This is a genomic window from Sphingomonas sp. 2378 (assembly GCF_038084995.1).
GTDB lineage: Bacteria > Pseudomonadota > Alphaproteobacteria > Sphingomonadales > Sphingomonadaceae > Sphingomonas.
This window is the reverse complement of record NZ_JAXCMJ010000053.1, coordinates 1-24462: the sequence shown is the minus strand read 5'-3', so window position 1 is coordinate 24462 and position 24462 is coordinate 1. Positions and strand designations below refer to the sequence as shown.

24 protein-coding genes are annotated in these 24462 nt (G+C 65.5%); 12 read left to right on the top strand and 12 right to left on the bottom strand.

What is annotated here, in order from left to right; all coding sequences use genetic code 11:
- Nucleotides 1-11: 11 nt before the first annotated feature.
- From SM191_RS17435 to SM191_RS17405, 7 genes are all read right to left on the bottom strand, one after another.
- Nucleotides 12-854, bottom strand: a complete 843-nt coding sequence (locus tag SM191_RS17435) for a hypothetical protein (protein WP_341507297.1) — start codon at nt 852-854, stop codon at nt 12-14.
- Between the two features lie 237 nt (nt 855-1091).
- Entirely contained in the window at nt 1092-2264 is a 1173-nt protein-coding gene (locus tag SM191_RS17430; RefSeq protein ID WP_341507296.1) for a helix-turn-helix domain-containing protein, read from the bottom strand.
- 14 nt (nt 2265-2278) lie between these two features.
- Nucleotides 2279-2947, bottom strand: coding sequence for a hypothetical protein (locus SM191_RS17425; RefSeq protein WP_341507295.1), 669 nt, complete (start codon nt 2945-2947; stop codon nt 2279-2281).
- A 577-nt stretch (nt 2948-3524) separates the two neighbouring features.
- Complete coding sequence (locus SM191_RS17420; protein WP_341507294.1) at nt 3525-4025, bottom strand: hypothetical protein; 501 nt, start codon at nt 4023-4025, stop codon at nt 3525-3527.
- A gap of 69 nt (nt 4026-4094) precedes the next feature.
- The gene (locus tag SM191_RS17415; protein WP_341507293.1) at nt 4095-4493 is read right to left on the bottom strand and encodes a hypothetical protein; all 399 of its coding nucleotides are present in this window, start codon (nt 4491-4493) and stop codon (nt 4095-4097) included.
- Nucleotides 4490-5131 (bottom strand): hypothetical protein, encoded by a 642-nt coding sequence (locus SM191_RS17410; RefSeq protein WP_341507292.1) that lies wholly within the window; start codon nt 5129-5131, stop codon nt 4490-4492. Before SM191_RS17410 ends, SM191_RS17415 begins: the two co-directional genes overlap by 4 nt.
- A gap of 1 nt (nt 5132) precedes the next feature.
- On the bottom strand, nt 5133-5651 hold the full coding sequence (locus tag SM191_RS17405) for a hypothetical protein (RefSeq protein ID WP_341507291.1): 519 nt from the start codon (nt 5649-5651) through the stop codon (nt 5133-5135).
- A gap of 571 nt (nt 5652-6222) precedes the next feature.
- Between SM191_RS17405 and SM191_RS17400 the strand changes: the two genes are divergently transcribed.
- Genes SM191_RS17400 through SM191_RS17380 form a run of 5 tightly spaced genes read left to right on the top strand, consistent with a single transcriptional unit; the run spans nt 6223 to nt 10523 of the window.
- Nucleotides 6223-6537 carry a hypothetical protein gene (locus SM191_RS17400; protein WP_341507290.1) on the top strand — a complete coding sequence of 105 codons (315 nt, stop codon included), beginning with the start codon at nt 6223-6225 and terminating at the stop codon, nt 6535-6537.
- Complete coding sequence (locus tag SM191_RS17395; RefSeq protein WP_341507289.1) at nt 6537-6968, top strand: periplasmic heavy metal sensor; 432 nt, start codon at nt 6537-6539, stop codon at nt 6966-6968. The genes SM191_RS17400 and SM191_RS17395 overlap by 1 nt, the downstream gene beginning before the upstream one ends.
- Nucleotides 6969-6978: 10 nt before the next feature.
- A complete protein-coding gene (locus SM191_RS17390) occupies nt 6979-7539 on the top strand; it encodes an RNA polymerase sigma factor (RefSeq protein ID WP_341507288.1) in 561 nt (186 codons plus the stop codon).
- Between the two features lie 51 nt (nt 7540-7590).
- Nucleotides 7591-9390, top strand: a complete 1800-nt coding sequence (locus SM191_RS17385) for a copper resistance system multicopper oxidase (protein ID WP_445949881.1) — start codon at nt 7591-7593, stop codon at nt 9388-9390.
- The gene (locus tag SM191_RS17380) at nt 9387-10523 is read left to right on the top strand and encodes a copper resistance protein B (protein WP_341507286.1); all 1137 of its coding nucleotides are present in this window, start codon (nt 9387-9389) and stop codon (nt 10521-10523) included. Before SM191_RS17385 ends, SM191_RS17380 begins: the two co-directional genes overlap by 4 nt.
- Here the strand turns inward: SM191_RS17380 and SM191_RS17375 are convergent.
- The 3 genes from SM191_RS17375 to SM191_RS17365 form a co-directional block, all read right to left on the bottom strand.
- Nucleotides 10520-11701, bottom strand: coding sequence for a DUF1624 domain-containing protein (locus tag SM191_RS17375; RefSeq protein WP_341507285.1), 1182 nt, complete (start codon nt 11699-11701; stop codon nt 10520-10522). The two genes, SM191_RS17380 and SM191_RS17375, sit on opposite strands and share 4 nt — an antisense overlap.
- Nucleotides 11698-12267 (bottom strand): DUF1826 domain-containing protein, encoded by a 570-nt coding sequence (locus SM191_RS17370; protein ID WP_341507284.1) that lies wholly within the window; start codon nt 12265-12267, stop codon nt 11698-11700. The genes SM191_RS17375 and SM191_RS17370 overlap by 4 nt, the downstream gene beginning before the upstream one ends.
- Nucleotides 12268-12486: 219 nt before the next feature.
- Entirely contained in the window at nt 12487-13797 is a 1311-nt protein-coding gene (locus SM191_RS17365; protein ID WP_307002668.1) for a sugar MFS transporter, read from the bottom strand.
- 182 nt (nt 13798-13979) lie between these two features.
- Between SM191_RS17365 and SM191_RS17360 the strand changes: the two genes are divergently transcribed.
- Both SM191_RS17360 and SM191_RS17355 read left to right on the top strand, forming a co-directional pair.
- Complete coding sequence (locus SM191_RS17360; RefSeq protein WP_341507283.1) at nt 13980-15074, top strand: aldose epimerase family protein; 1095 nt, start codon at nt 13980-13982, stop codon at nt 15072-15074.
- Nucleotides 15075-15087: 13 nt separating this feature from the next.
- Nucleotides 15088-16878 carry an IlvD/Edd family dehydratase gene (locus tag SM191_RS17355; RefSeq protein ID WP_341507282.1) on the top strand — a complete coding sequence of 597 codons (1791 nt, stop codon included), beginning with the start codon at nt 15088-15090 and terminating at the stop codon, nt 16876-16878.
- 67 nt (nt 16879-16945) lie between these two features.
- Here the strand turns inward: SM191_RS17355 and SM191_RS17350 are convergent, their stop codons facing one another.
- On the bottom strand, nt 16946-17395 hold the full coding sequence (locus tag SM191_RS17350) for a hypothetical protein (protein WP_341507281.1): 450 nt from the start codon (nt 17393-17395) through the stop codon (nt 16946-16948).
- 142 nt (nt 17396-17537) lie between these two features.
- Between SM191_RS17350 and SM191_RS17345 the strand changes: the two genes are divergently transcribed.
- The 3 genes from SM191_RS17345 to SM191_RS17335 are packed head-to-tail and all read left to right on the top strand — an operon-like array spanning nt 17538 to nt 20384.
- Nucleotides 17538-18683 carry a fumarylacetoacetate hydrolase family protein gene (locus SM191_RS17345; RefSeq protein WP_341507280.1) on the top strand — a complete coding sequence of 382 codons (1146 nt, stop codon included), beginning with the start codon at nt 17538-17540 and terminating at the stop codon, nt 18681-18683.
- Nucleotides 18684-18697: 14 nt separating this feature from the next.
- A complete protein-coding gene (locus SM191_RS17340) occupies nt 18698-19483 on the top strand; it encodes an SDR family NAD(P)-dependent oxidoreductase (protein ID WP_341507279.1) in 786 nt (261 codons plus the stop codon).
- 31 nt (nt 19484-19514) lie between these two features.
- Nucleotides 19515-20384, top strand: coding sequence for an SMP-30/gluconolactonase/LRE family protein (locus SM191_RS17335; protein WP_341507278.1), 870 nt, complete (start codon nt 19515-19517; stop codon nt 20382-20384).
- Nucleotides 20385-20514: 130 nt separating this feature from the next.
- Here the strand turns inward: SM191_RS17335 and SM191_RS17330 are convergent, their stop codons facing one another.
- Entirely contained in the window at nt 20515-21276 is a 762-nt protein-coding gene (locus SM191_RS17330) for a FadR/GntR family transcriptional regulator (protein ID WP_341507298.1), read from the bottom strand.
- 125 nt (nt 21277-21401) lie between these two features.
- Between SM191_RS17330 and SM191_RS17325 the strand changes: the two genes are divergently transcribed.
- Both SM191_RS17325 and araD1 read left to right on the top strand, forming a co-directional pair.
- Nucleotides 21402-22925, top strand: coding sequence for an aldehyde dehydrogenase (NADP(+)) (locus SM191_RS17325; protein WP_341507277.1), 1524 nt, complete (start codon nt 21402-21404; stop codon nt 22923-22925).
- A 70-nt stretch (nt 22926-22995) separates the two neighbouring features.
- Nucleotides 22996-23988: an AraD1 family protein gene (gene araD1 / locus SM191_RS17320; protein ID WP_341507276.1), complete on the top strand. Its 993-nt coding sequence runs from the start codon at nt 22996-22998 to the stop codon at nt 23986-23988.
- Nucleotides 23989-24462: the final 474 nt, after the last annotated feature.

Below are 24462 nucleotides of genomic sequence, written 5' to 3'. Positions count from 1 at the left end.
GTCGCCACCCGCTACGACAAACTCGCCGCCAACTTCCTGTCAGGCGTCGCCATCGCAACCGCCCTCGCCTTCTGGCTCTGATTGAGTCTCAGCCCTAGCTGACTGAACGCCAATTCAAACGGGCTTAGCTCAACACCAAGATATTCTAAAAATTGCGCATCGACGAAGAAGTTGGGGTCGATGCTATGATAGAAATTGCCGACGTCGAGGGTCATCGCAATGATCGGCTGCTCCCGCCTTATGGCATCGCGCATGGCATGGAGGCCGTCATCGCGCCACTTGCGGTAAGGCTCGAAATAGGGCTCGAATGATCCCAGAGATTCCAGGTGATATTCGCCGACCCATTTGCGGTCCTTGTCCGCACGATAGCGCCGGACACGGGAAGCAAGCGCACGAGAGGATAAACACGCATCGAACTTATGACCGACCAAGTTGACCCATAGTGCCGACAACACATGGGCCTCGACGCTGAAGTCGCCGATGAGCCGAAATTCGGGAAGCGGTGTTCGCTGGTCCGTGGACCGTTGGAAGGCCCGTTCCGCGTCGGAAAAAAAGGCGTGCGCTGTTGACGCGTCGGCGTCTGGCACCTCGCTCACATGCTGATCGAAATGTAGCCGTTTAGGGAAGATGATCGGCTGATTGATGCCCTCTGTCAGTATGGCGGCGGCTTCGCCTGCCTGAAGTCGTACCAGCAATGCCGCGAGCTTGTCAGGTAGCGACTGTTCGTAAGCGACGAAAGTCTCTGCTACTCTGATGGATGACTCATAGAAGCAGTCAACCTTGGCCTTGCGATACGCGAAGAACAGGGCGGATAGCGACAGGTCGCTCCAATCGCCTAAATCTTTATCCGCCATGTCGCCTCCGTTTAAATGACGATTACGTTAGCAACGTTGGCGCCAATTATCGGGACGATCTTACCCTATCCGAGGTCGTTGCGATAGTACAATTTCTGCGAGACCCACCGCCATAGTTCACTTCACCTCCAGCAACGATGAGAGCGGATGGATCGCTAGTTGCCCATGAGATGCCATCTTACCGGTAATTCGATTACCCCCGGCGTAAACCCAGCTTTGACTACTTACCTTACGGCGTCAGCCTATTGCATCGTCCACGGGAACGTATGGCGCAAAGTTGCCTTTCAGCCGGATCGATACCACTCGCTGGTCTAAATACCCCTCCGCCAGCCCCGCCAATCCCTCGACGTCGCGCAGATTCAAGCCAAGAGCAACCTCGATCTGCGCGCGCGTATAGACCCCATGCTCAACCAGCATCCTCAAGCCCTCGGCAAGCATCGTTGGCCGGGTGACCGGGAACGCGTCGTCGAGCGGTTCGACTTTGCGGATGCGAAGGCTGTTCATCTGCCTGAACAGGTAGGAAAACTGGTTCTCAGAGAGAATCCCTATATCCCGGCTGCGATATGCCATTGAGGCTATCGACACACCCCAGCGTGCCTTCAGCGTCTTAAAATAGGCGATTGAGCTGCCGAGTACTTCGCGGCTGAAGGTCTCCCGTGGAAGCAGAAAAGCGCTGGCGAACCGATTGGCCTGCTTCTCGATCATGTCGAGATTCGAACTGGTGACTTCTACGTCAGGGTGGAGCACCAGGTGACCAAGTTCGTGAGCAAGGTTGAACAAGTCGCGCGGCCCCCCGACTACCTCCTCTGACATTAGGACGATGGGTCGACCGCCGATCCAGCAACTTACGGCGTCCATGTCCTGGCAGCATACGGGTTCGCGCACCAGCAGAATCCCGTTCGCCTCAATGGTGGCGCCGAGATTGCGGATAGGACCACGGCCGAGACCCCAGTGATCGCGAAGCCTCTCGGCCGCGCATTCGATATCGTCTTCATCGCCGCGCTCGGCGTCGAACTCGAGGCTAGGAAAGTTCACGTCCGGTAAGGCGATGAAGCGTTCGAGTAGGGTGCCGATATCCCCCGCCCACTGCATACGCCGTACGATTCGACGGCGATGGTGCTGCTCCATTCGCTTCAGACTTCGGAAGAACGGCGACCTTGGCTCGCCAGCGCGCGACGGCAGGCTGGTGAAGAACGAGATCGGTTGACCGGTCTCGCCGATGATTCTGCTCATAGTCTCGCCGCTCGGCGAGGTCTGGCCGGTCTCGAACTGAGCGACGGCCTGCCGACTCACGCCGATGGCGTCAGCGAACGCCTCGCCGGTGAACCCGCGTGCCTCCCGGGCTTCCCTGATCCGTTCCGGAATCGGTTTGGCTCCGGCCGAGGCCGGAGCACCGCGATCATTGCTCATTCTGCTACCTGCAGTCAGGATTTGATGTCGAGATCCGAGTCGTGCTCGTTCTTACGCAACGCTTCCTCGATGTGGTCGCGAAAGCGAAGCACGAGGCCCGGTGCTGGCACGTCGACCGGCGCCACCTCAATCGGGCCCAGGCGGCTGAGCACGTTTGTCCGTGCAAGCCAGCTGTTGCGCCCAGCCTCAGGCATGGCCCAGCACAAATGGGTGAGATCGGAGCCGTGGGCGCCGAAGGTCAGCCAAGCATACATCTCCTGCGGCAACGGAACCCGGAACGGCACCACGACAGGATCCTTATCAAACAGCTCAAGCTGATTGCTGAGTCGCTGATCCTGGCGAGTGGGCGTCTCTTCTGGGAAGGCCACCGGGCCATCCGTCCTGCATACATGGGCTCGAAACTGCCCAGATCGCAACTCTACCCAATGCCCGCCACCCAGCGGCATCCGCGTCATCTCCGACGCGAACGGCAGGTCGCCAGATTTGCAGCCCTCGTGCACGCTGAACAGGACGGCGGCGCGGCGAATATGCCCCCTGATGTCCGTGCCGATCAGCGACTTGAGGAAAGGTTCGTTTTCCATCACATCGCTGGCCAGCGCGACCGCTTGGGACACCGAACGCATCAGGGCCATATCGGTGCTGGGCGGAAACGCGTCGTCGAGAAGCTGCTGAAACGGAACCATGTCTGCCCTTTTTTATGGTTGCAAGCACATTCCCGAAATCACGGTCTCGCGTCAAGTGATTTCTTTAAATTGAACTACCCCTCCGGTCATGCGATCCTATCCCTTCATGCCGGCAGTGAATGATTTACCGTGGTGGCATGGCGATCGATGCCATTTAGCCCGACGCAGATTACCGTCCTGACAGGTAACGTGCATCGGCTATCGGTTCGAGGAACACTCCCATTGCGTCCCGCGAAAGCAACAGTGGGATGCCCACAGATGATACCTGCCTAAGCCCTGATGATGTAGCAAATCATTCAGTACGGGCCGAAGTCAGTTTTTGGCGGAGCGGCTGCTCTCGCGACTGTATGTACGCTGCTGAAATAATAGGAATTAATGTGCAGGACCACCAACTAACTGATCTGAACTTAGAGCCGTGCACTGCCTCCGCCATCATCAAAGCGTTCAGGCGGCTTGCAACCAGATTTGCGGTCTAAACTTCAGTGAGGATCGTGACCGTCAGGGGGTCGGCACAGCAGTGTCTTGTCCAGAAGCAAACAGCGACCTTTGCTAACACTCCACCGTAACTATAAACCGGTCATGCCAATTCATACACGCTGAACAAGTTCGCTTTTGCTGGCTTGGCAAACTTCGCCCCCATTCGACGCGCCAGCCAGGCATCCGCTCGCGCGATGCCGTCGACCATATCCTCCGCCGGCTTGCCGTCGATGTGGACCAGTTCGCGCGGCGACATGCGGAAGTGTCCACGCGATTCCGACCTCGGCAAGATCACGGCGCGGTTGCCCGCCTTGCTCAGCCAGAAGCGGCAGTCGGTCTGGACATAGCAGCCCTCGTCGCGCGGCAGGTAGACCGTGATCCCGGTCCGCTCGAACTGACCATCCGCGGCGATGCCGAACTCCAGCGCGACGACGTCGGTGCCGGACAGGGCCGCCGTCCGCGCCATCTGAGTGCGATCTTCCTGGTCGAGCGCCTCGCCACCCGTGACGACGACGCCGTCTTTCAGCTTGCGGTTGCCGAGCAGAAGCCGGGTCGCCGCAACGGTGTAGGCGCGGAGGATGGCGTCGTCGTGTTGAGTCATGGTCGCTTACTCCTGTTTTCATCCCGCAATCCGGGATCGCCTTCATCTCCTTCCCATCAAGGCGGGCGGTCAGTGACCGACCCGCCACCATTTGATCGTGGGCGGAGCGATGCTGTCGATCGCGCCGCGCAGTTCGCGCAGGTCCTCCAGGCTGCCGCCGAACCGGTCGGCAGGGGAAGCGCCGCCCAGCGCATCGAGCGGCAGGTCGAGCGCATGGCGGATCGCGCGGCTGTCGTGATTGAGCCGCCATTCCAGCCGCATGAGCATGTTGATGAACAGCCGGAGCCGCTCCACGCGAGCCGTGTCCACCGGCGACCACAGCCGGCCGAGCTGGATCATGTCCTCCGCTTCGGCGCGGTCGATGCCGAGTAGGCGCATGGCATGGCCGGGATCGATGCCATGGGTCAGCATGATCCGGCCAGCGAGATCCACCAGTGCTGCGCCGTCCCCGTCCTGTGCGCGGGTCACCGGAAGCTCGCTAGGTGATCGGCCCACATCGCCTCCACGATCGCCTGTCCGCGATCGTGGATCATGTCCTCGTCGTACAGACCCTGGCGGATGCCGAGACCGGTGAGGCGCCTGGGCACGATCAGGGCGTGGGCATGGAGTGGGAATGCGGCGTTGATCGTCCCCGGTGCATGCAGGATCAGGACGGAGGCGAGCTGGCGATCCCGGGCGAACCGATCGCGCAGAAAGGCGCGCGCCCGCTCCCAGCCGACATGCACCCGGTCGACGTCGCCGAGCGGTAGCGTCAGATAGGTGAGCAGCGCCTTCTCGCGGTCGACGGCATGCGCGTCCATCTGCCCCAGCAGTGTCGCCGGATCGGCGAGGCTGTCGTCGGCGCCCGCGGGGAGGAGCACCTCGATCCGCTCGACGTTCGGCGACCAGGCGCTGAGATCCGCGCCCGCGACAACGGGGCCGAGATGCGCCTTGCGATAGCCGAACTCGAGCGCGCTGTTGACGCGACCGGCATAGGCCCGGCGCAGAACGGCGAAGACCGTCCCCGCCGGGGAAGGCCCGGACGGGTTCAGATAGAGCCAGCTCTGCGGATCGGCATCGGTCGGCGTCGGCTTGACCGGCAGCTTGCGGGGCTTGCGCGCGGCCATGTCAGCGTCCCCGCCGATAGGTCACGATCCGCACGATCTCGGCGGCGGCACGGCAGACCCCGTCGCAGCGCTCGTCCCAGGTGACGAAGGGCGGCGTCGTCTGCAGCGCCAGGCCATTGCCCCGGATCTCGACGAACGCGCCGACCCGCTGCGGCACCAGCCACAGGCTGTCGTCCCGCCGTCGCATGAAGACGAGGTCGGTCATCGTGAAGGGCCCGTCCGGCCCGACCAGCGCGACATCGACCGTGACTGGATTCATCGTCTCCGGGAACAGCCCGGTGCGCACCAGCATGACGTCGCGCCCGAAGCGGGTGCAGGCGTCCTCCATCTTCATACCGAACAGCGGCGGATCGCAGGGCGTGGCGGCGATCAGGAGATTGGCCGAGGCGATGTCGAGCATGCCGGCGGGCAGTCCGGCCAGTGCGCCGATCGGCACCGGTGCTTCGTAGAGCGCGGTGAGCGGCAGCGACAGGACGCGCAGCGAGGGATCGAGCGACGGCTCGGTCGGGGAGGTCAACATGTTGGGTACTTTCGGCGAGAGGATCACCGGCCCGTCTCGGGTCCGGATCAGGCCGCCTGCCTTTTTCGTTCGGCCGGCAGCTTCGCTGCGCCTCTCAATTACCTTGCTCTTGACCTTCCTGGCGGCATCGCCAATCAGGTCGGCATCGCGCGAGATCGCCTCAGACCGGCTTATCGCACTTGAATAGGCGCAAGCAGCTAAATCACTGGCTCAAAAGGATATTGGCGCGAAAAACGACTTGCGTGTGTTTTGCGTGGAAGCAATCGCCATTCACGGCCTGTTCTCGTCGCGTTCTTTCGCGTTTGCGCGCTCGGATGGTGCAAAATTAACGACTTAGGCGGTCCCATCTTCGTTGACATCGCAGGGGTCGCAAGTTCAATCCTTGCCACGCCCACCATCGAAAACCCCGCTAGGCCAACGGCTTAGCGGGGTTTTTGGTTTTTGGCGATCCGGCATAGCCTATCGCTTGGTTTTGGCAGCTTCTTGGTATGGCGCCGCTCCCCATTCTAACGCCTCGGGTGCTCAGGTGACTGTCAAAGCTTGGGATGCCTTCTCCAAATGCGGATGAGGGATGTGGGTGGTTTTTGCGTATAACGGCATGATGACCGACGCCTTCGACCGCGATCTTGCCCGGCTGGCCAGCCTTGTGCCACCCGATGCCCTGAACGACCTGGAGTGCCGTGTGGCCTCGGCGATCGAGCCGGGGGCGTTGGCGGGCGAGGGGGTGTCGCTTCGGGGTATCGCCTTGGCGGGTGGGGTCGCCTTGCTGCTCGGGCTGACCGGGGGGGGCGTGATGGCGGGGCGGATCGAGGCGAAGGCGCGCCCCGTCGCGCTCGTCGCCCTGGATGCGCGCCTGGCCCCTTCGACCTTGTTGCTGGGGCGGTGATGCGGCGCAACCTGCTGACGCTGGTGATCGCCTTCGTCGCGGCGCTGGCGGGGGTGGCGATCGGGTGCCGCGTCCTGATGCCCGCCGAGCCGCCGGCGAGCGATCTTCATGCGCTGGTCCACCGCGACATCCGGCTCGACCCGGCGCAGAGCGTCGCGCTGGACCGGCTGGAGGCGCGGTTCGCCACCACCCGCGCGACGCTGGAGGCGCGGCTGCGCGGGGACAATGCGCGGCTGGCGGCGGCGATCGAGGCGGAGCATCGTGACGGGCCGCGGGTCAGCCAGGCGATCGATGCCGTCCATCACAGCATGGGCGACCTGCAAAAGGCGACGCTGGCGCATGTCTTCGCGATGCGCAGGGTTCTGCGTCCCGATCAGGCGGCGACCTTCGATCGGCTGGTCGTGGCCAAGCTGACCGATAGCGCTCGTTGAGCCGGGGGCGGTGAGCCGCGATCTGGCGGGATTGGCCGATGGCGATCTGGTGGCGCTGGCGCGGAGCGGGCGGCCCGGTGCCTATGCGGTGATCGTCACGCGTCACAAGACGGCGCTGTACCGGCTGATCCTGGCGCATGTCCGCGATGCCGACGAGGCGTTGGACCTGGTGCAGGAAAGCTTCGTCGCCGCGCACGGCGCGCTGGCGCGGTTCGACGAGACGCGGTCCCTGCGCGCCTGGCTCAGCCGGATCGCGCTCAACAAATGCCGCGACTGGGCCCGGCGTCGGCGGGTGCGCGCGATGCTCGCGTGGGTCCTGCCGGTCGAGGCCGCCGCCGAGATCGCCGACGACCGGGTCGGGGGCGAGGCGGCGGCGATCGACCGCGATTCGCTGGCGCGGACGCTGGCGGCGCTGGACCGCCTCCCCGATGCGCTGAGGGTGCCGCTGATCCTGTGTACGATCGAGGGGTTGAGCCAGGCGGAGGCGGCGGAGGCCCTGGGGCTGAGCGGCAAGGCGGTGGAGCTTCGCATCCGCCGCGCGCGGGCCGCGCTGCGCGATGCGATTCCCTGACCGCATCATGAGGGAAGGCCGCCGGGCGGGCGTATAGGGGGTATGAACGACATCGCGATTTCGATCCGCCGCCGTGAGATGCTGGCCGGTGGCATGGGGCTGGGCGCACTGGTCGCGCTGCCCGCCTGGGCGCAAAGCCATGGCGGCGGGTTGGCGCACGGATCGACGGCGATGCCCGGCGTGCGTCCGGTGCTGAATGGGGCCGTGCTGAATGGGCCGGAGATCACGCTGACCGTCGCGCGGCAGATGATGATGATCGACGGCAAAGCTTATCATGCGATCGGCATCAACGGCTCGACCCCCGCGCCGCTGATCCGCCTGCGCGAGGGACAGCGCGCGAAGATCACCGTCATCAACACGCTGGACGAGGAGACCTCGATCCACTGGCACGGGCTGCTCCTGCCCTTCCAGATGGACGGGGTGCCGGGGATCAGCTTTCCCGGCATTCCGGCGGGCGGGCGCTTCACCTATGAGTTTCCGGTCGTCCAGGCGGGGACCTATTGGTATCACAGCCATTCGGGCCTGCAGGAGCAGGAGGGGCATTACGGCCCCATCGTCATCGATCCGGCGGGGGCCGACCCGATCGCCTCGGACCGCGAACATGTGATCCTGCTGTCGGATCACAGTCCGCTACACCCCCATGCGATCTTTCGGCGGCTGAAGCTTCAAGGCGGCTATTTCAACTATCAGAAGCAGACGGCGGCGGGCCTGCTGGCCGGGCGGGACCAGCCGCTGGCGGAGCGGCTGCGCTGGGGCGCGATGCGGATGGACCCCAGCGACGTGTCCGACGTCACGGGATCGACCTATCGATACCTGATCAACGGCCATGGGTCGGCGGACAATTGGACGGGGTTGTTCGCACCGGGCGAGCGGGTGCGGCTGCGCGTCGTCAATGCCTCCGCGATGACCATCTTCAACCTGCGGATACCGGGCCTGTCGTTCCAGGTGGTGCAGGCGGATGGGCAGGACGTGCAACCGGTGACGGTCGACGAGCTTCAGATCGCGGTCGCCGAAACCTATGACCTGATCGTCACCCCGATCGAGGACCGCGCCTATACGCTGGTCGCGGAAACCTGGGACCGGTCGGGCATGGTGCAGGGCACGCTGGCGCCGCGATCCGGCATGATCGCCGCCGTCCCCGCTTTGCGCCCGCGTCCGCTCGCCACGATGAAGGACATGGGGATGGGGAGCATGGGCACGGACCATGGCGGCGGCGCTTGCCCACCCGAACATGCCGCGATGGGGCATTGCCAGCCCGCCGAACCTATGGCCCATGGCGCGATGAAGCACAGCATGCGCGACTTCGCCAATGCGCCCGGCCTGCCGCGCACGCCCGTCGTCCAGACGGTCGCACCGATGCCGGTCGACCGGACCGGCGAACCGCCGCAGGGGCTGGGCGATGTCGGGCACCGCGTGCTGACCTATCGCGATCTGATGAGCGTCGCGCCCAATCCCGACCGGCGGGTGCCGTCGCGCGCGCTGACCATTCATCTGACCGGCAATATGGAACGCTATATGTGGGCGTTCGACGGGGTGAAGCTGGACGCCGTGACCGCGCCCATCCCGTTCCGGCTGGGCGAGCGGGTGCGGGTGACGCTGGTCAACGACACGATGATGGCGCACCCCATCCATCTGCATGGTCATTTCTTCGAACTGGTGACGGGGCATGGCGACCACGCCCCGCGCAAGCATACCGTCAATGTCGCGCCGGGCGGCACCGTGACCTTCGACCTGACCGCCGATGCGGAGGGCGACTGGGCCTTTCACTGTCACCTGCTCTATCACATGCATGCGGGGATGATGCAGGTCGTCACGGTGCGGCGCGATGCGAAGCAGGAGGACCCGGCATGATCCTGCTCGCGCTGCTGCTCGCTCAGCCACAGCATCATGACATGGCGATGCCGGGCATGACCATGCCGATGGCGAAACCCAAGGCCGCTCAGGCGGCGAAGCGGAAGGCCGGCAAGCGGCAGACTTCCCGGCCGACCGCCAAGGCGCGGTCCGCCCCGTCCCCTTCCGACCAGTCCGGCGCGTGCTCGCCTGAACATGCGGCCATGGGGCATTGCCGAGCGGAGAGACCGTCCCAAGGCCAGGACGCCATGGGGCATGACGTGATGCCGGGCATGGCCTCGATGCCCCAGGCTTCGACCGCGCAAGCCTGTCCGCCCGAACACGCTGCGATGGGCCATTGCCAACCAGCAGCGGCGGCGGATGGCGGCATGGCGATGAATCATGCCGCCATGTCGGGCATGGCGAACGGGCCGCAGCCCGTCGGCGACGCCCCGCCGCCCGCGCCGCCGAGCGACCGCGCCGCCGACCGCTTCTACGATCCCGCCGCGATGGCCGTCGCCGATCGCCGGATGCGGATGGAGCATGGCGGCATGCGCTTCTCGCAGATCCTGTTCAATCTGGCCGAAGTGCAGATACGCGATGGCCGCGACAGCTATCGCTGGGACGGGGAGGGCTGGTTCGGCGGCGATATCGACCGGCTGGTGATCAAGAGCGAGGGCGAAGGCAGGCTGGGCGCCCGGATCGGCGCGGCGGAGGTGCAGGCGCTCTATGCGCGGGCGATCGATCCCTATTGGAACCTGCAAGCGGGTCTGCGGCAGGATGTCGGGGCGGGGGCTCGGCGGACCTATGCCGTACTTGGGGTCGAGGGGCTCGCCCCCTATTGGTTCGACGTGGAGGGAGCGTTGTTCCTGTCCGACAAGGGCGAGGTGCTGGCGCGGGCCGAAGCCTGGATCGATCAGCGCATCACCCAGCGCGCGATCCTTCAGCCCCGGGTGGAGATGAACCTCGCCGCGCAGGACGTGCCCGAACAGGGGATCGCGTCGGGTGTCTCCAATCTCGAACTGGGCCTGCGGCTCCGCTACGAGATCGCGCGGGAATTCGCCCCCTATGTCGGCGTCAGCTGGGAGCGGCGCTATGGCCCGGCGAGCGGTGGCGGCGCGGCGCTCGCGCTGGGTATCCGTACCTGGTTCTAGAAGTACCGCAGCCAGCGAAGGTCGCGACGGCGGCGCTTGAGCTCGGCGAACCATTTGGTCGGGAAATAGAGCGGCACGATGAGCAGCAGATACATCAGCCACATCGCTCCGGCCGAGGGCAGGCCGAACACCGTCCCCTGATTGGTGCCCCAGATCGCCACCGCGCCCAGATACAGGAAGCGCAAGACATAGATGTGCAGCAGGTAGAAGGCCATCGGTGCGCCGCCCATCACCGCCAGTGCGCGGGCGACGGGGCCGGTGCGCCCTTCGAACAGGGCGAGCAATAGCGCCGCGACACCCAGCGTCGCCATCAGGAACATCAGCGAGGGCGGATATTTGGTCAGCGCCAGGAAGCTCATCACGCTGCGAAGCGTATCGCCCGCCACCGGCGCCCAGGGCGTATCGCCATAACCGTTGATGGTCCGCAGCAGGACGAAGCCGAGCAGCAATGCGACCCCCAGCGCGGCGAACCAGCGCCGCCGTTCCTCGGCCGCTTGCCGGAACCACGGGCCGACCGCGTAACCCAGCGCGATCACCCCGATCCAGGCGAGGACGGGATAGGTCGTCTTGATCGTGATCCCCATCCATTCGAACGCGGTCCGCTTGTGCACCAGCGCCCAGATGGCGAACCAGGGGCTGTCCGGCGCGAAGGCGACAGGGTCGAGCAGATTATGCCCCGCCACGATCGCCAGCCCGATCGCGGCGATCGCGATGCGCGGCAGATGGATCAGCCCGGCGAGCGCGATCATGCACAGCCCGATCGCCCAGATGACCTGCAACCAGATGGTCTCGGGCGGAAACTTGGCCGACCAGCCGAAGCCGACCAGCGTCACCTCCAACAGCATCAGAAAGGCGCCGCGGGTCAGGAGGAAGCGGCTGGTCTCCGTGCGGCTGTGGGTCTGGCCATAGAGCCAGGCCGACAGGCCGGTCAGCGCGATGAAGGTCGGCGCGCAGATCGAGGCGAGCGTCCGGCTGAAGAACAATGCAGGCGCGACGATCCGCGCATCCATCGGATCGCCGACCTGCCAATGGGTGCAGAAGGTGTCGCGGACATGGTCGAGCAGCATGATGACCATCACCAGCCCGCGCACTGCATCGATGCTGGCCAGCCGCGCGGCCGCGGCGGCGGGACGCGCGATCGTCCGGTTCGCGCTTTGTGGCAAAGCGAGGCTGGTCATGCGTCATCCTCCGGCCAGGGCGCATCGATGACGAGCAGCAACCGGTCTTCGCCGGACCCCGCGATCGGCGGCGATCGGTGGATGATCGCCCGGTCGCCCGCCCGCTCGCGCCCCTTGAATAGGCCGACATCGCCCGTCGACAGGGCGTGAGGCTCCGTATCGTCGGATGCGCCGTGCGGCAGCCACTGGGTCGCGCGCCCGCAATAGGTGGTGATCAGGCGGAGCGCGACGTAATCGGCATGGAATTTCCAGCAGCCATTGCCGGTCACCCGCTCGATCCGCACCTCCACCCGGTCCTCGCCGGTCAGCGCGCCATAAAGCTGCGCGAGATGCTGGACATCGGCGGCGAGCCGATGGTGCCAGTCCTGCCGCGGCAGGGCGGCCAGTGCGTCGGCGATCCCGTGCGCCACCCGCCGCATGTCGCTGGCAAAGCGGATGGCCGGGAAGTCGCCCAGATCCGGGCTCGGCAGAGGGGAGGGACGTTGCCAGACCGCCAGCGTCACGGCGTCGTCCTCGATCACGCGGAGGATTTCGGCGTCGTCGCCCATCCTGACATGATCGGGCAAGGCCGGGTCCGTTCGGGAAGCTTTACATTCTGGACTCTGGATCACGCCTGCCATCATCACTCTTCGTGTTACAGTGTAACATTACCAAAGAATATTGGATGGCGAAAGGGTGACGATCTACCTTCCCTTGGCATGGGAGGGACTTTGGTCGGTTCCATAAGGAAAGGGCGGCACCTCGCGGCACCGCCCTTGTCCGTCATTCCGCCGGAGCGGGTGGGATTACCCTGCGTCTTCGTCGGGGAAGGCGTTGGTCGGCTTCGACCCCCACACCGCGTAGAACAGGATGTAGAGTTCGCAGACCGCCGGAATGAGGAACGAGATGCTCAGCCCATGGTGATCGGCGATCCACGCCTGGACGGTCGCCAGTGCGCCGCCGGCGATCGCCATCACCAAAAGCCCCGAACCTTCTTCGGTCAGCGGGCCGAGGCCCTTGATGCCCAGCGTGAAGATGGTCGGGAACATGATCGAGTGGAACAACCCCACCAGGACCAGTGCCCACATCGCCAGATGGCCGCTACCCAGCACCGCCGTCATCACCAGAATGGTCGCGACCAGGGCATTGAAAGCCAGCAGGCGCGCGGGGGCGACATAGCGCATGATGAACGCGCCCAGGAAACGACCGACCATCATGCCACCCCAGAGCAGGGTGAGGTAATGGCTCGCTTCGGATGCGCTGAGATTGGCGATGTTCGGCTGCTGGATGAAGCTGATGAGCAGCGACCCGACGCAGATTTCCGCCAGCACGTACAGGCCGATCGCCGGCACGCCGAAGACCAGATTCCGGTGCTTCCAGAGCGAATGCCGATGCCGTTCGGCCGCTGCCATCCGGCTGGTCGCGGAGCCGAGATTGGGAAGCTTGAACCGGCCGATGATGACCGCGATGATGACCAGTACGGCCGCGATGAGCAGATAGGGGATCTGCACCGACTGCGCATCGGCCAGCTTCTGCGCGGCGGTGAGCTTGACCTCGCCACCCTCCGCCGTGCCCGAGGCCGAACGCGACAGGATGAGCATCGCGCCGAAGGTCGGTGCGACGAAGGTGCCGAGCGAGTTGAAGGCCTGCACCAGATTGAGCCGGAAGGACGCCGTGCTGGGCGGCCCGATCACGGCGACATAGGGGTTGGCCGCGACCTGAAGCAGCGTGATCCCGCAAGCCAGAACGAACAATGCGGTCAGGAAGAAGCCATAGGAGGCGAATTGCGACGCCGGGACAAAACCCACCGCGCCGACCGCCATGATGACCAGCCCGACCACCATCGAGCGCTTATAGCCGATCCGTTCGATCAACTTGGCCGACGGGAAGGAGGCCACGCCATAGGCGATGAACCAGACGAACTGGATCAGCAGCGACTGGGTATAGTTGAGATCGAAAACAGCCTTCAGATGGGGAATCAGAATGTCGTTGAGGACGGTGATGAAGCCCCACATGAAGAAAAGGCTGGCGAGCAGGGCCAGTGCTGGTCCGTAGCTGGTCGCCCCTCCTCCCCCGACCGGTGCGCCGGTGGCGCGTGACGTAACGGGTACCGCCATTGCATTCCTCTCTTTCGGTCCGACCTGGCGCGAAAAACTGTTCGCCGACCGGCTTGCTCCTGATATTTTGTCTGACTATAGTGACGCAAAAGGCGCGTCAATGGCGTCTGGCGACGGAGGGATGAGGCATGTCGATGGCGTCAATCAAGACCTTTCTTACTTTGGTAGCGGTAACCTCCGCAATGACATCCACGGCCGCTCTGGCGAGCGAGGCGAAGCGTGCGCCCGCTGGTTATTCGGTCGAGGGCGCGGGTATCGAATCGGTGACCCTGACCAACAAGGCCGGGCTGTCGGCGCGCGTCCTGACGTACGGCGCGACGCTCCAGTCGGTGATGGCCCCCGATCGCGACGGCAAGCTGGCCGATGTGCTGCTCGGTTATGACAAGGCCGAGGATTATGTGAACCATCCGAATTTCTTCGGCGTGACGGTGGGCCGCTTCGCCAACCGCATCGGCGGCGGTCGCTTCTCGCTCGACGGGCGGCCCTATCAACTGACGCTGAACGACAAGACCAATTCGCTTCATGGCGGCACCAAGGGCTTCGACAAGCATATGTGGCGCATCGTCTCGATGAAGGACGGCCCGACCGCCAGCGTCGTCATGGCGCTGACCAGCCCCGATGGTGACCAGGGCTATCCCGGCAAGGTCGATGCGACCGTCACCTATTCGCTGGATGAGGCGGGCTCGCTGACCATCGCGTTCGAGGCGAAGACCGACAAGCCGACCATCGTCAACATGACGAACCACGCGATCTTCAACCTGAACGGCGAGGGTTCGCCGCTGGGCGCGACCTATCACAAGCTGACCATCCCGGCGGCGGCCTATACCCCGGTCGATGCCAAGCTGATCCCGACCGGTGAGCGCAAGCCCGTTACGGGCAGCGTCTTCGACTTCCGTCAGCCGCGCGTGGTGGCGGATGGCATTCGCGACGGCAACGACCAGCAGATCCGCTACGGCCAGGGCTACGACCATAATTTCGCGCTGGACAAGGGCCTGACCGCCACGCCGCAGCTTGCCGCGCGGCTGGAGGATCCGGCCTCGGGCCGCGTGCTCGAAGTGCTGTCGACCGAGCCGGGCGTGCAATTCTATACGGGCAATTTCCTCGACGGCACCTATGTCGGGAAGCAGGGCCATCTGTACCGCATGGGCGACGGCATCGCGCTGGAGCCGCAGAAATTCCCGGATTCGCCCAACAAGCCCGACTTCGTCTCGCCCCGCGTCGATCCCGGCAAGCCTTACCGGCATACCATGATCTATCGCTTCTCCACCGTTCGCTGACCGAAAGCCTGACATGACCGACACGCCCAAACTGCGCAGCCGCGCCTGGTTCGACAATCCCGACAATATCGACATGACCGCGCTCTATCTGGAGCGCTATCTGAACTTCGGCCTGTCGCTGGAGGAGCTTCAGTCGGGCAAGCCGATCATCGGCATCGCGCAGAGCGGTTCCGACCTGTCGCCTTGCAACCGCCACCATCTGGTGCTGGCGGAGCGGGTGCGCGAGGGCGTGCGCGAAATGGGCGGTATCGTCCTGGAATTCCCGGTTCACCCGATCCAGGAAACGGGCAAGCGCCCGACCGCGGGCCTGGATCGCAACCTGGCCTATCTGGGTCTGGTTGAGGTGCTGTACGGCTATCCTCTCGACGCCGTGGTGCTGACCATCGGCTGCGACAAGACGACCCCGGCGATGCTGATGGCGGCCGCGACGGTCAACATCCCCGCGATCGCGCTGTCGGTCGGGCCGATGCTCAACGGCTGGCACAAGGGCGAGCGGACCGGCTCGGGCACCATCGTCTGGAAGGCGCGCCAGATGCTGGCGGCGGGTGAGATCGACGATGCGGAGTTCATCCGCCTGGTCGCCTCGTCGGCGCCGTCGACCGGCTATTGCAACACCATGGGCACCGCGACCACGATGAACTCGCTGGCCGAGGCGCTGGGCATGTCGCTGCCCGGCTCGGCGGCGATCCCCGCGCCGTACCGCGATCGGCAGGAGGTCGCGTACCTCACCGGCAAGCGCATCGTCGAGATGGTGCATGAGGACCTGAAGCCCTCCGACATCCTGACCAAGCAGGCGTTCCACAACGCGATCAAGGTCAACTCGGCGATCGGCGGTTCGACCAACGCGCCGATCCACCTGGCCGCCATCGCGCGTCACATCGGCGTCGACCTGCCTGTGCAGGATTGGGAGACCGAGGGGCACAAGGTCCCGCTGCTGGTGAACCTGCAACCGGCGGGCGAGTATCTGGGCGAGGATTATTACCGTGCGGGCGGCGTCCCCGCCGTGGTCAACCAGTTGATCGAGCAGGGCTTGATCCACGAGGACGCGCTGACCGTCAACGGCAGGACCATGGGCGAGAATTGCCGTGGGCGCGCGATCGAGGACGAGAAGGTCATCCGTCCGTTCGACCAGCCGCTGGTGGAGGAAGCGGGCTTCATCGTGCTGTCGGGCAATCTGTTCGATGCCGCCGTGATGAAGACCAGCGTGATCTCGCCCGAGTTCCGCGAACGCTATCTGTCCAACCCGGACGATCCCGACGCGTTCGAGGGGCCCGCGGTCGTGTTCGACGGGCCGGAGGATTATCACCACCGGATCGACGATCCCGCGACCGGCATCACGCCACAGACCTTGCTGTTCATGCGCGGCGCGGGGCCGATCGGCTATCCGGGCGCGGCGGAAGTCGTCAACATGCGCCCGCCGGCGTACCTGATCACCGAGGGCATCCACTCGCTGCCCTGCATCGGTGACGGGCGCCAGTCGGGCACGAGCGGATCGCCCTCGATCCTGAACGCCAGCCCGGAGGCGGCGGCGATGGGTGGCCTGGCCCTGATCCAGACCGGCGACCGGGTGCGGATCGACCTGAACAAGGGCACCGCCAACATCCTGATCTCGGACGAGGAACTGGCCGAGCGTCGCAAGGTGCTGGCGGCGGCGGGCGGGTATAAATATCCGGCGTCGCAGACCCCGTGGCAGGAAATCCAGCGCTCGGTGGTCGGCCAGATGTCGACCGGCGCGATCCTGGAGGGCGCGGAGAAGTATCAGCGTATCGCCCAGACTCAGGGGCTGCCGCGCGACAACCATTGATCGGGCATTGATCGGGCACTGATCGGGCGGGCGGGTCGGGCGAGTGCCCGGCCCGTTTCCTGAGGCCTCAGCTGTTGATGAGCCAGGCCAGCGCCGCGTCGTGGGACAGGAAGGCGTCGAGATTGAGCAGCGGATAGTTCTGGCGGATTTGCGCTTTCAGCGGGCTGGAATCGACGACGAGCGCCAGCCGATCCTCCGGCCGATAATGTTCCAGAATGCCCTCGCGCATTTTCTGGACCATGGCGACCGGCATGATGGGGGCACCGCGCCGATCGATCAATGCCTTGGCATAGCCCGCGAAATGGGCCCGCGACTGGTGCAGAAAGGGGAGGAAGGCGCGCCAATAGCGTTCGGCGGCATCCGGGGTCCAGACGTCGCAAACCCGGACATGGACGATATGATGATCGTCCATCCGGATCACGAACGAAGGGTCGTCGACTCTCTGCAAACTCATCTGTCCCTGGGCACCCGGTTTCGTCGCATTGGCGGCGGCGGGGTTGATACCAATAGCGGCCATAAGCGAATCATCGCATAAGGCCAGACGGTTATGGATCTGCATTGGTACAGGATTGATGAACGGCCCCCGCCACCGCCATCCAGCGCTTGACGTGCGAACGACACCAATCGATACCGCTAACAAAATTTGCGGAGAGGACCTTATGGCCAGCCAGTTCACCGACCTGATCCCAGCCTTGCCGGACGATTGGCGCGAGGGGCGTTTCGTCGGTCGCATCGACCGGGGCGAGGGCCCCTGTCCCATTCTGGTCGAGGCGGGCCAGGTTTACGACATGAGCCGGGTCGCGCCGACCGTCTCCGCGCTGATCGCGGATGGCGCGATCGAGGCATCGCGCGGTGAGGCGCTGGGCGAACTCGCCGACCTGACCCTGTCGCCCGAACAGGGCGCGGCCAACCGCCTGCTGTCGCCGATCGATCTGCAATGCGTGAAGGCGGCGGGCGTGACCTTCGCGGTTTCCGCGCTGGAGCGGGTGATCGAGGAGCGCGCGCGCGGCGACCATGCCAAGGCGGCGGGGCTTCGCGCCACGCTGGAACAGGCGCTGGGCGGCAATATCCGCTCGGTCGTGCCGGGCTCCCCCGAAGCCGCGCAACTGAAGGACGCGTTGATCGCGGAAGGGCTGTGGTCGCAATATCTGGAGGTCGCGATCGGCCCGGATGCGGAAATCTTCACCAAGTCGCCGGTGCTCTCGACGGTGGGCTGGGGTATGCCGGTCGGCGTCCGCTCCGACTCGACCTGGAACAATCCGGAGCCCGAGGTGGTGCTGGTCGCCGATGCGCATGGGCGCGCGGTCGGCGCGACGTTGGGCAACGACGTCAATCTGCGCGATTTCGAGGGGCGCTCGGCGCTGCTGCTCGGCAAGGCGAAGGATAACAATGCCTCCTGCTCGCTGGGGCCGCTGGTCCGCCTGTTCGACGACGGCTTCACCATGGACGATGTGCGGTCGAGCGAGGTCAAGCTGACCATCACCGGCACCGACGGCTATGTGCTGGAAGGTGCCAGTTCGATGGACCAGATCAGCCGCGATCCGGAAGATCTGCTCGGCCAGGCGCTGAGCGAACATCATTATCCGGACGGCCTGGTCCTGTTCCTCGGCACGCTGTTCGCGCCGACCCAGGACCGCGACGAGCCCGGCCGCGGTTTCACCCACAAGGTCGGCGACACCGTCGTCATCACCAACCCGCGTCTCGGCACGCTGGTCAATCCGGTGACGACCAGCGCCGACGCCCCCGCCTGGACCTTCGGGCTGGGCGACCTGATGCGCAACCTCGCCAAGCGCGGGCTGTTGTGACGGAGTCCGACGAAATGTTGCAGAAGACCAGCGCTGCCGACACGACCGCGCGCTATCCCAGCCTGATCGACAAGCGCGTCATCGTGACGGGCGGCGGCTCGGGAATCGGCGAGGGGCTGGTCGAGGCGTTCGTGGCGCAGGGGGCCCGCGTCGCCTTTGTCGATATCGCCGAGGAGGCGAGCCGGGCGCTGGTCGACCGCTTGTCGGTCGATGCGCGCCACGGGCCGATCCATCGCCGCTGCGACCTGACCAATCTCGATAGCCTGAAGGCGATCTTCGCCGATCTGGAAGCGGCGCTGGGCGGGGTCGATATTCTCGTCAACAATGCGGGCAATGATGATCGCCACAGCATCGAAGAGGTCACCCCGGCCTATTGGGACGAGCGGCTGAACGTCAATCTGCGCCACCAGTTCTTCGCCGCCCAGGCGGTGATCCCCGCGATGAAGCGGGCAGGGGGCGGCGCGATCCTGAACTTCGGGTCGATCAGCTGGCATCTCGGGCTCAACGATCTGGTCCTCTACCAGACCTGCAAGGCCGCGATCGAAGGTCTGACCCGCAGCCTGGCGCGCGATCTGGGCCGTGAGAATATCCGGGTGAACACCATCGTGCCGGGCAATGTGCAGACCCCGCGCCAGGAAAAATGGTACACGCCCGAAGGCGAGGCGGAAATCGTCGCGGCCCAGTGCCTCGACGGGCGCATCCAGCCGTCCGACGTCGCGGCGCTGGTGCTGTTCCTCGCCTCGGACGATGCGAAGATGTGCACGGGTCATGATTATTTCATCGACGCCGGCTGGCGCTGACCGACCGGGCGAGAGCAAGCAGGAGAGAGTGATGCAGATGCAGCAGGCCGAACATTGCCTGACGGTGGGCGCGACGCTGGGCGAAGGCCCGATCTGGGTCGATGACGCGCTCTGGTTCGTCGATATCAAGCATCAGCGCATCTACCGGTACGATCCGGCGACCGGCTCGCTCGATCACTGGGCCTCGCCCGAAATGGTCGGCTGGGTCGTTCCCGCCGAGCGCGGCGGCTTCGTCGCCGGGTTGCAGTCGGGCCCGCATCATTTCGATCCCGCGACCGGCGGCTTCGAGCGGCTGGCTGAGATCGACGCGCATCTGCCCGCCAATCGCTTGAACGACGCGGCGGTCGACGGACAGGGCCGGATTTGGTTCGGCACAATGGACAATGACGAGACCGCGCTGTCGGGGCGTCTGTTCCAATGGGCGGCTGGCCTCGTCACCGCGACCAGCGCCGATCCGGTGTGCATCACCAACGGCCCGGCTATCTCGCCCGATGATTCGACGCTCTATCATGTCGATACGCTGGGCAAGGTGATCCTGGCGCATCCGATCCTGAGCGACGGGACGCTCGGCCCCGCCACCGAGTTCGCGCGCTTCGGCGAAGCGGACGGCCATCCCGATGGCGCGATCTGCGATTCCGAAGGCGGCGTGTGGGTCGGTTTCTTCGGCGGATCGGCGGCGCGGCGCTATGGCCCCGACGGCGTGATGACCGACGAGGTGCGCTTCCCCGTCTCCAACATCACCAAGATCGCGCTCGGCGGCCCGGACGGCCGCACCGCCTATGCCACCACCGCGCGGCAGGGTCTGTCAGAGGAACAACTGGCCGAACAGATCCAGGCGGGCGATATCTTCACCTTCCGTGTCGAGGTTCCGGCCAAGCCGCTTCACCGGGCGGTGATCTGAGAGCCGATCGACACTCCCTTATTCCTCCCCTTGCAGGGGAGGAATGAGAAGAATGGCGATCCGCCCTGAGAATCCCCTTTCCCGAACCCGGCGTCTCGGGTGGCCCGCTCCTTCGAGGGGAGCGGGCCGCTTATTTCTCCATCGCGCTGCGGGTATCCTCCAGCGCCAGATCGACGAGCAGCCGCATGGCCTCTCCCGCCGCCTCGACATCCCCCGCCGCGATCGCGTCATAGACCTTCACATGGTCGGGCACCGGATTGCGGGGCAGCGCGCGCGACCGCTGCTTGAACTGGGTGGTCCAGGCGACCGCCGCGCCGATACTGGCGGTCAGCACGACCAGCGCGTCGTTGCGGGTCGCGGCCAGCACCGCATTGTGGAAATCCCGGTCGGCGGTGCGTCCCGCCTCGGTCGCCAGCGTGTGGCGACGCATCGCGGCCAGCGCATCGCGCATCTCCTTCAGATCGGCCTTGTCGCGTCGCTCCGCCGCCAGCCGCGCGGCGGCGGGCTCGACGATCGAGCGCAATTCGAACAGGCTGCGCACGAAATGAATGTCCGGCTCGCCGGAAAAGGCCCAGGCCAGCACATCGGGGTCGAGCAGGTTCCAGCGGTTGCGCGGCAGGACACGTGTGCCCGTCTTGGGGCGACTTTCGACCAGCCCCTTGGCGCTCAGCACCTGTACCGCCTCGCGGTACGCGCTGCGCGACACGTCGAGCGCCTCGGAAAAAGCGACCTCGCCCGACAGTGTGTCGCCGGGGCGGTACTCGCCCGAAACGATCGCCGCGCCCAGCTTGTGCGCGATCGCGCCGTGCAGGCGACGGCCCGTGCCGCGCCGTGCGCGGGCCGGTGTCGTGATCGCGTCATCCCCCGATTCTACGTCTTGGCCGGGCGGCATGTCCTGCATCTTGGTGTCGGTCATCGCGTGTCTTACCTCTCCGCCCCTATCTTCGCGCACAACGTTTAACATTGCCATCGCTCCGTCAAATCAATATGTCGGAGTAATATAAAGGAGCTTCCCCTATGACCGATTTCCGTTCGATCGACGCCGCCACCGGACAGCCGGTGGGCGACGCTTTCGCGGTCCATGGCCCTGCCGATGTCGACGCGGCCTGCGCGGCGGCCGAGGAGGCGTTCGACGTCTATCGCGCCACCAGCCGTGAAGAGCGCGCCGCGTTCCTCGACCGGATCGGGGCCGAGATCATGGCCGTCGGTGACGCGCTGATCGAGGCGGCGATGCGCGAGAGCGGCCTGCCGCGCGCGCGTCTGGAAGGTGAGCGCGGCCGCACGGTCGGCCAGTTGGGCCTGTTCGCCAAGGTGCTGCGCGCCGGGGCCTATCTCCAGGTTCGCATCGACCCCGCCCTGCCCGACCGCCAGCCGCTGCCGCGCCCCGACCTGCGTCTGCGCATGGTGCCGCTGGGTCCGGTCGCGGTGTTCGGCGCGTCCAACTTCCCGCTGGCCTTCTCGACGGCGGGGGGTGACACCGCCTCGGCGCTGGCGGCGGGCTGCCCGGTGATCGTCAAGGGCCACCCGGCGCATCCGCAGACCGGCGCGCTGGTCGCGGCCGCGATCGAGCGGGCGGTCGAAGCCTGTGGTCTGCCCAAGGGTGTGTTCGGCCATCTGACCGGCCCCAGCAACGAGCTGGGCGGGGCACTGGTCCGCGATCCGCGCATCACGGCGGTGGGTTTCACCGGCTCGCGCGCGGGTGGCTTGGCGCTGGTCAAGATCGCCCAGGAACGCCCCGTGCCGATCCCCGTCTATGCCGAAATGTCGAGCATCAACCCGGTCGTGCTGATGCCCGAGGCGCTGAAGGCGCGCGGAAGCGCACTCGGCACCGCGTTTGTCGGCTCGCTGACCATGGGCGCGGGCCAGTTCTGCACCAATCCCGGCCTGGTGCTGGCGATCGAGGGCGAAGGTCTGGAGGCGTTCGTCGAGGCGGCGCGCACCGCGCTGACCGATGCGGCGGCGCAGACCATGCTGACGCCGGGCATCCATGCCGCCTACACCAAGGCGGCGGAATCGCTGGCCGCCCATGACAAGGTCGAGACGGTCGCCCAGGGCAAGGTGGGCGAGGGCGTCACCGCCGGTCGCGCCGCCTTCTTCCAGACGACGGCCGAAGCCTTCCTCGCTGACGAGGCGCTGGGCCATGAAGTGTTCGGCGCATCGTCGATCCTGGTCCGCTGCCGCGACGAGGCGGAGCTGATCGCGGTGCTCAAGGCCGCCGAGGGCCAGTTGACCGCGACGATCCAGATGGACGAGGGCGATACCGACATGGCCGCGCGGCTGGTGCCGGTGCTGGAGCGTAAGGCGGGACGTATCCTCGCCAATGGCTGGCCGACGGGTGTCGAGGTGGCGCATGCCATGGTCCATGGCGGGCCGTTCCCCTCGACCTCGGATGCGCGCACGACTTCGGTCGGAAGCCTGGCGATCGACCGCTATCTGCGGCCGGTGTCCTATCAGAACCTCAGCGCCGCTCTGCTGCCCGAGGATCTGAAGGACGAAGCGGCGGGCACGCTGCCCCGCCTGGTCGATGGCCAGCCGGGCTGAGGAATGACGGGGCGCGGGCCGGATCGGGCTCGCGCCCCTTTTGTTGAAGAGACGATAAGGGGAGGATTTCATGGCTGATCGCCTGTTGCAGCATCGCGCACCCGACGGGACGCGCTCGGTCATTCTGGCACGCGGCGATCGCGCGGCCTTCGTGCCCGGTGTCGAAACCGTCATCGCGCTGGCCGGGCGCGCCATCGCCGAGGGCAGGTCGCTGCTCGACACCGCGCTGGCGTGCGGCGAGGGTTCGGGCGTCGATCTGGCGGCGGAACTGGCGGCGGGGCATCTGATCGCCCCGATCGACCATGAAGACCCCGCGCATTGTGTGATGACCGGCACCGGCCTCACCCATCTCGGCTCGGCCGAGGGGCGCGACAAGATGCACCGCGATGCGGCGGCGGCCGCGCACCAGACCGACTCGATGCGCATGTTCCTGGAAGGCGTCGAGGGCGGCAAGCCCGGCGAAGGCCAGGTGGGCCAGCAGCCCGAATGGTTCTACAAGGGTGACGGCTCGCAGTTGGTCGGTCCCGGCGACGCGCTGGGGATGCCCGCCTTCGCACAGGATGGTGGCGAGGAGCCCGAACTGGCGGGTATCTATCTGATCGGTCCCGACGGGACGCCGCACCGCTTGGGCCTGTGCCTCGCCAACGAGTTTTCGGACCATGTGACAGAGCGGCACAATTATCTCTGGCTTGCCCATAGCAAGCTGCGTCCCGCCGCGCTGGGCGCCGAACTGCTGCTGGGGGAGGTGCCCGATCATATCGAGGGCACGAGCAAGGTCCTCCGCGACGGCGCCACGCTCTGGGAAAAGCCGTTCCTCTCGGGCGAGGCGAACATGTCGCACAGCCTGGCCAATCTCGAGCATCACCACTTCAAATATGCGTTGTTCCGGCGTCCGGGGGATGTGCACGTCCACTTCTTCGGCACCGCGACGCTGTCGTTCGCCGACGGCATCCGCACGCGGGAAGGCGATGTGTTCGAGATCGCGGCGGCACCCTTCACCCTGCCGCTGGCCAATCCGCTGGCGCGGACGAAGGATCAGCCGGTGAAGGTCGGGCGACTCTAAGCCTGCTTCATTTGCAACTCATGCCGACAAGGGCGTCCTTTCCAGCGGGGAAGGACGCCCTTGTCACATCTGGTGGTGATTCCCCGTTGATTCGTGGCTTTAAGCGGCGTGATTCGGCGGACGCACGAACCATGGGACATATGGTTCCGCCCAATGCCGCGCCGAGTATGCAGTACAAGAGACTGATTTACAGACATTCTTCTCGTTTTTTACGAAAAAATGAAAATCGGGTGTTGACGGTTTGGGGTAACCCCGCCTAGAGGGGTTTCACCGCGACGGAGCGGGCCGCTGAGGCGGCTTCGGGGTTGTCGGTACTGGCATCGAGATGCTGGCGCACGGAAGTTTCTAGGCCGGAAGGTTTAGGGACGGAAGAGGTGCCGGTGATTTGTTGTCGGCTCTTTGACATTGTAGGTTAGATGAAGGGACATGCGGGCGGCGGCTTGGCGGTTGTCCTGGGCATTCAAGGTGCTCGGG

Excerpts from the sequence above, each read along its gene's own strand:
- SM191_RS17435 (WP_341507297.1), bottom strand. The coding sequence starts at position 854 with ATGGCGGATAAAGATTTAGGCGATTGGAGCGACCTGTCGCTATCCGCC.
- SM191_RS17430 (WP_341507296.1), bottom strand. The coding sequence starts at position 2,264 with ATGAGCAATGATCGCGGTGCTCCGGCCTCGGCCGGAGCCAAACCGATT.
- SM191_RS17425 (WP_341507295.1), bottom strand. The coding sequence starts at position 2,947 with ATGGTTCCGTTTCAGCAGCTTCTCGACGACGCGTTTCCGCCCAGCACC.
- SM191_RS17420 (WP_341507294.1), bottom strand. The coding sequence starts at position 4,025 with ATGACTCAACACGACGACGCCATCCTCCGCGCCTACACCGTTGCGGCG.
- SM191_RS17410 (WP_341507292.1), bottom strand. The coding sequence starts at position 5,131 with ATGGCCGCGCGCAAGCCCCGCAAGCTGCCGGTCAAGCCGACGCCGACC.
- SM191_RS17405 (WP_341507291.1), bottom strand. The coding sequence starts at position 5,651 with ATGTTGACCTCCCCGACCGAGCCGTCGCTCGATCCCTCGCTGCGCGTC.
- SM191_RS17400 (WP_341507290.1), top strand. The coding sequence starts at position 6,223 with ATGTGGGTGGTTTTTGCGTATAACGGCATGATGACCGACGCCTTCGAC.
- SM191_RS17395 (WP_341507289.1), top strand. The coding sequence starts at position 6,537 with ATGCGGCGCAACCTGCTGACGCTGGTGATCGCCTTCGTCGCGGCGCTG.
- SM191_RS17380 (WP_341507286.1), top strand. The coding sequence starts at position 9,387 with ATGATCCTGCTCGCGCTGCTGCTCGCTCAGCCACAGCATCATGACATG.
- SM191_RS17375 (WP_341507285.1), bottom strand. The coding sequence starts at position 11,701 with ATGACCAGCCTCGCTTTGCCACAAAGCGCGAACCGGACGATCGCGCGT.
- SM191_RS17365 (WP_307002668.1), bottom strand. The coding sequence starts at position 13,797 with ATGGCGGTACCCGTTACGTCACGCGCCACCGGCGCACCGGTCGGGGGA.
- SM191_RS17360 (WP_341507283.1), top strand. The coding sequence starts at position 13,980 with ATGACATCCACGGCCGCTCTGGCGAGCGAGGCGAAGCGTGCGCCCGCT.
- SM191_RS17355 (WP_341507282.1), top strand. The coding sequence starts at position 15,088 with ATGACCGACACGCCCAAACTGCGCAGCCGCGCCTGGTTCGACAATCCC.
- SM191_RS17350 (WP_341507281.1), bottom strand. The coding sequence starts at position 17,395 with ATGGCCGCTATTGGTATCAACCCCGCCGCCGCCAATGCGACGAAACCG.
- SM191_RS17345 (WP_341507280.1), top strand. The coding sequence starts at position 17,538 with ATGGCCAGCCAGTTCACCGACCTGATCCCAGCCTTGCCGGACGATTGG.
- SM191_RS17340 (WP_341507279.1), top strand. The coding sequence starts at position 18,698 with ATGTTGCAGAAGACCAGCGCTGCCGACACGACCGCGCGCTATCCCAGC.
- SM191_RS17335 (WP_341507278.1), top strand. The coding sequence starts at position 19,515 with ATGCAGATGCAGCAGGCCGAACATTGCCTGACGGTGGGCGCGACGCTG.
- SM191_RS17330 (WP_341507298.1), bottom strand. The coding sequence starts at position 21,276 with ATGCCGCCCGGCCAAGACGTAGAATCGGGGGATGACGCGATCACGACA.
- SM191_RS17325 (WP_341507277.1), top strand. The coding sequence starts at position 21,402 with ATGACCGATTTCCGTTCGATCGACGCCGCCACCGGACAGCCGGTGGGC.
- araD1 (WP_341507276.1), top strand. The coding sequence starts at position 22,996 with ATGGCTGATCGCCTGTTGCAGCATCGCGCACCCGACGGGACGCGCTCG.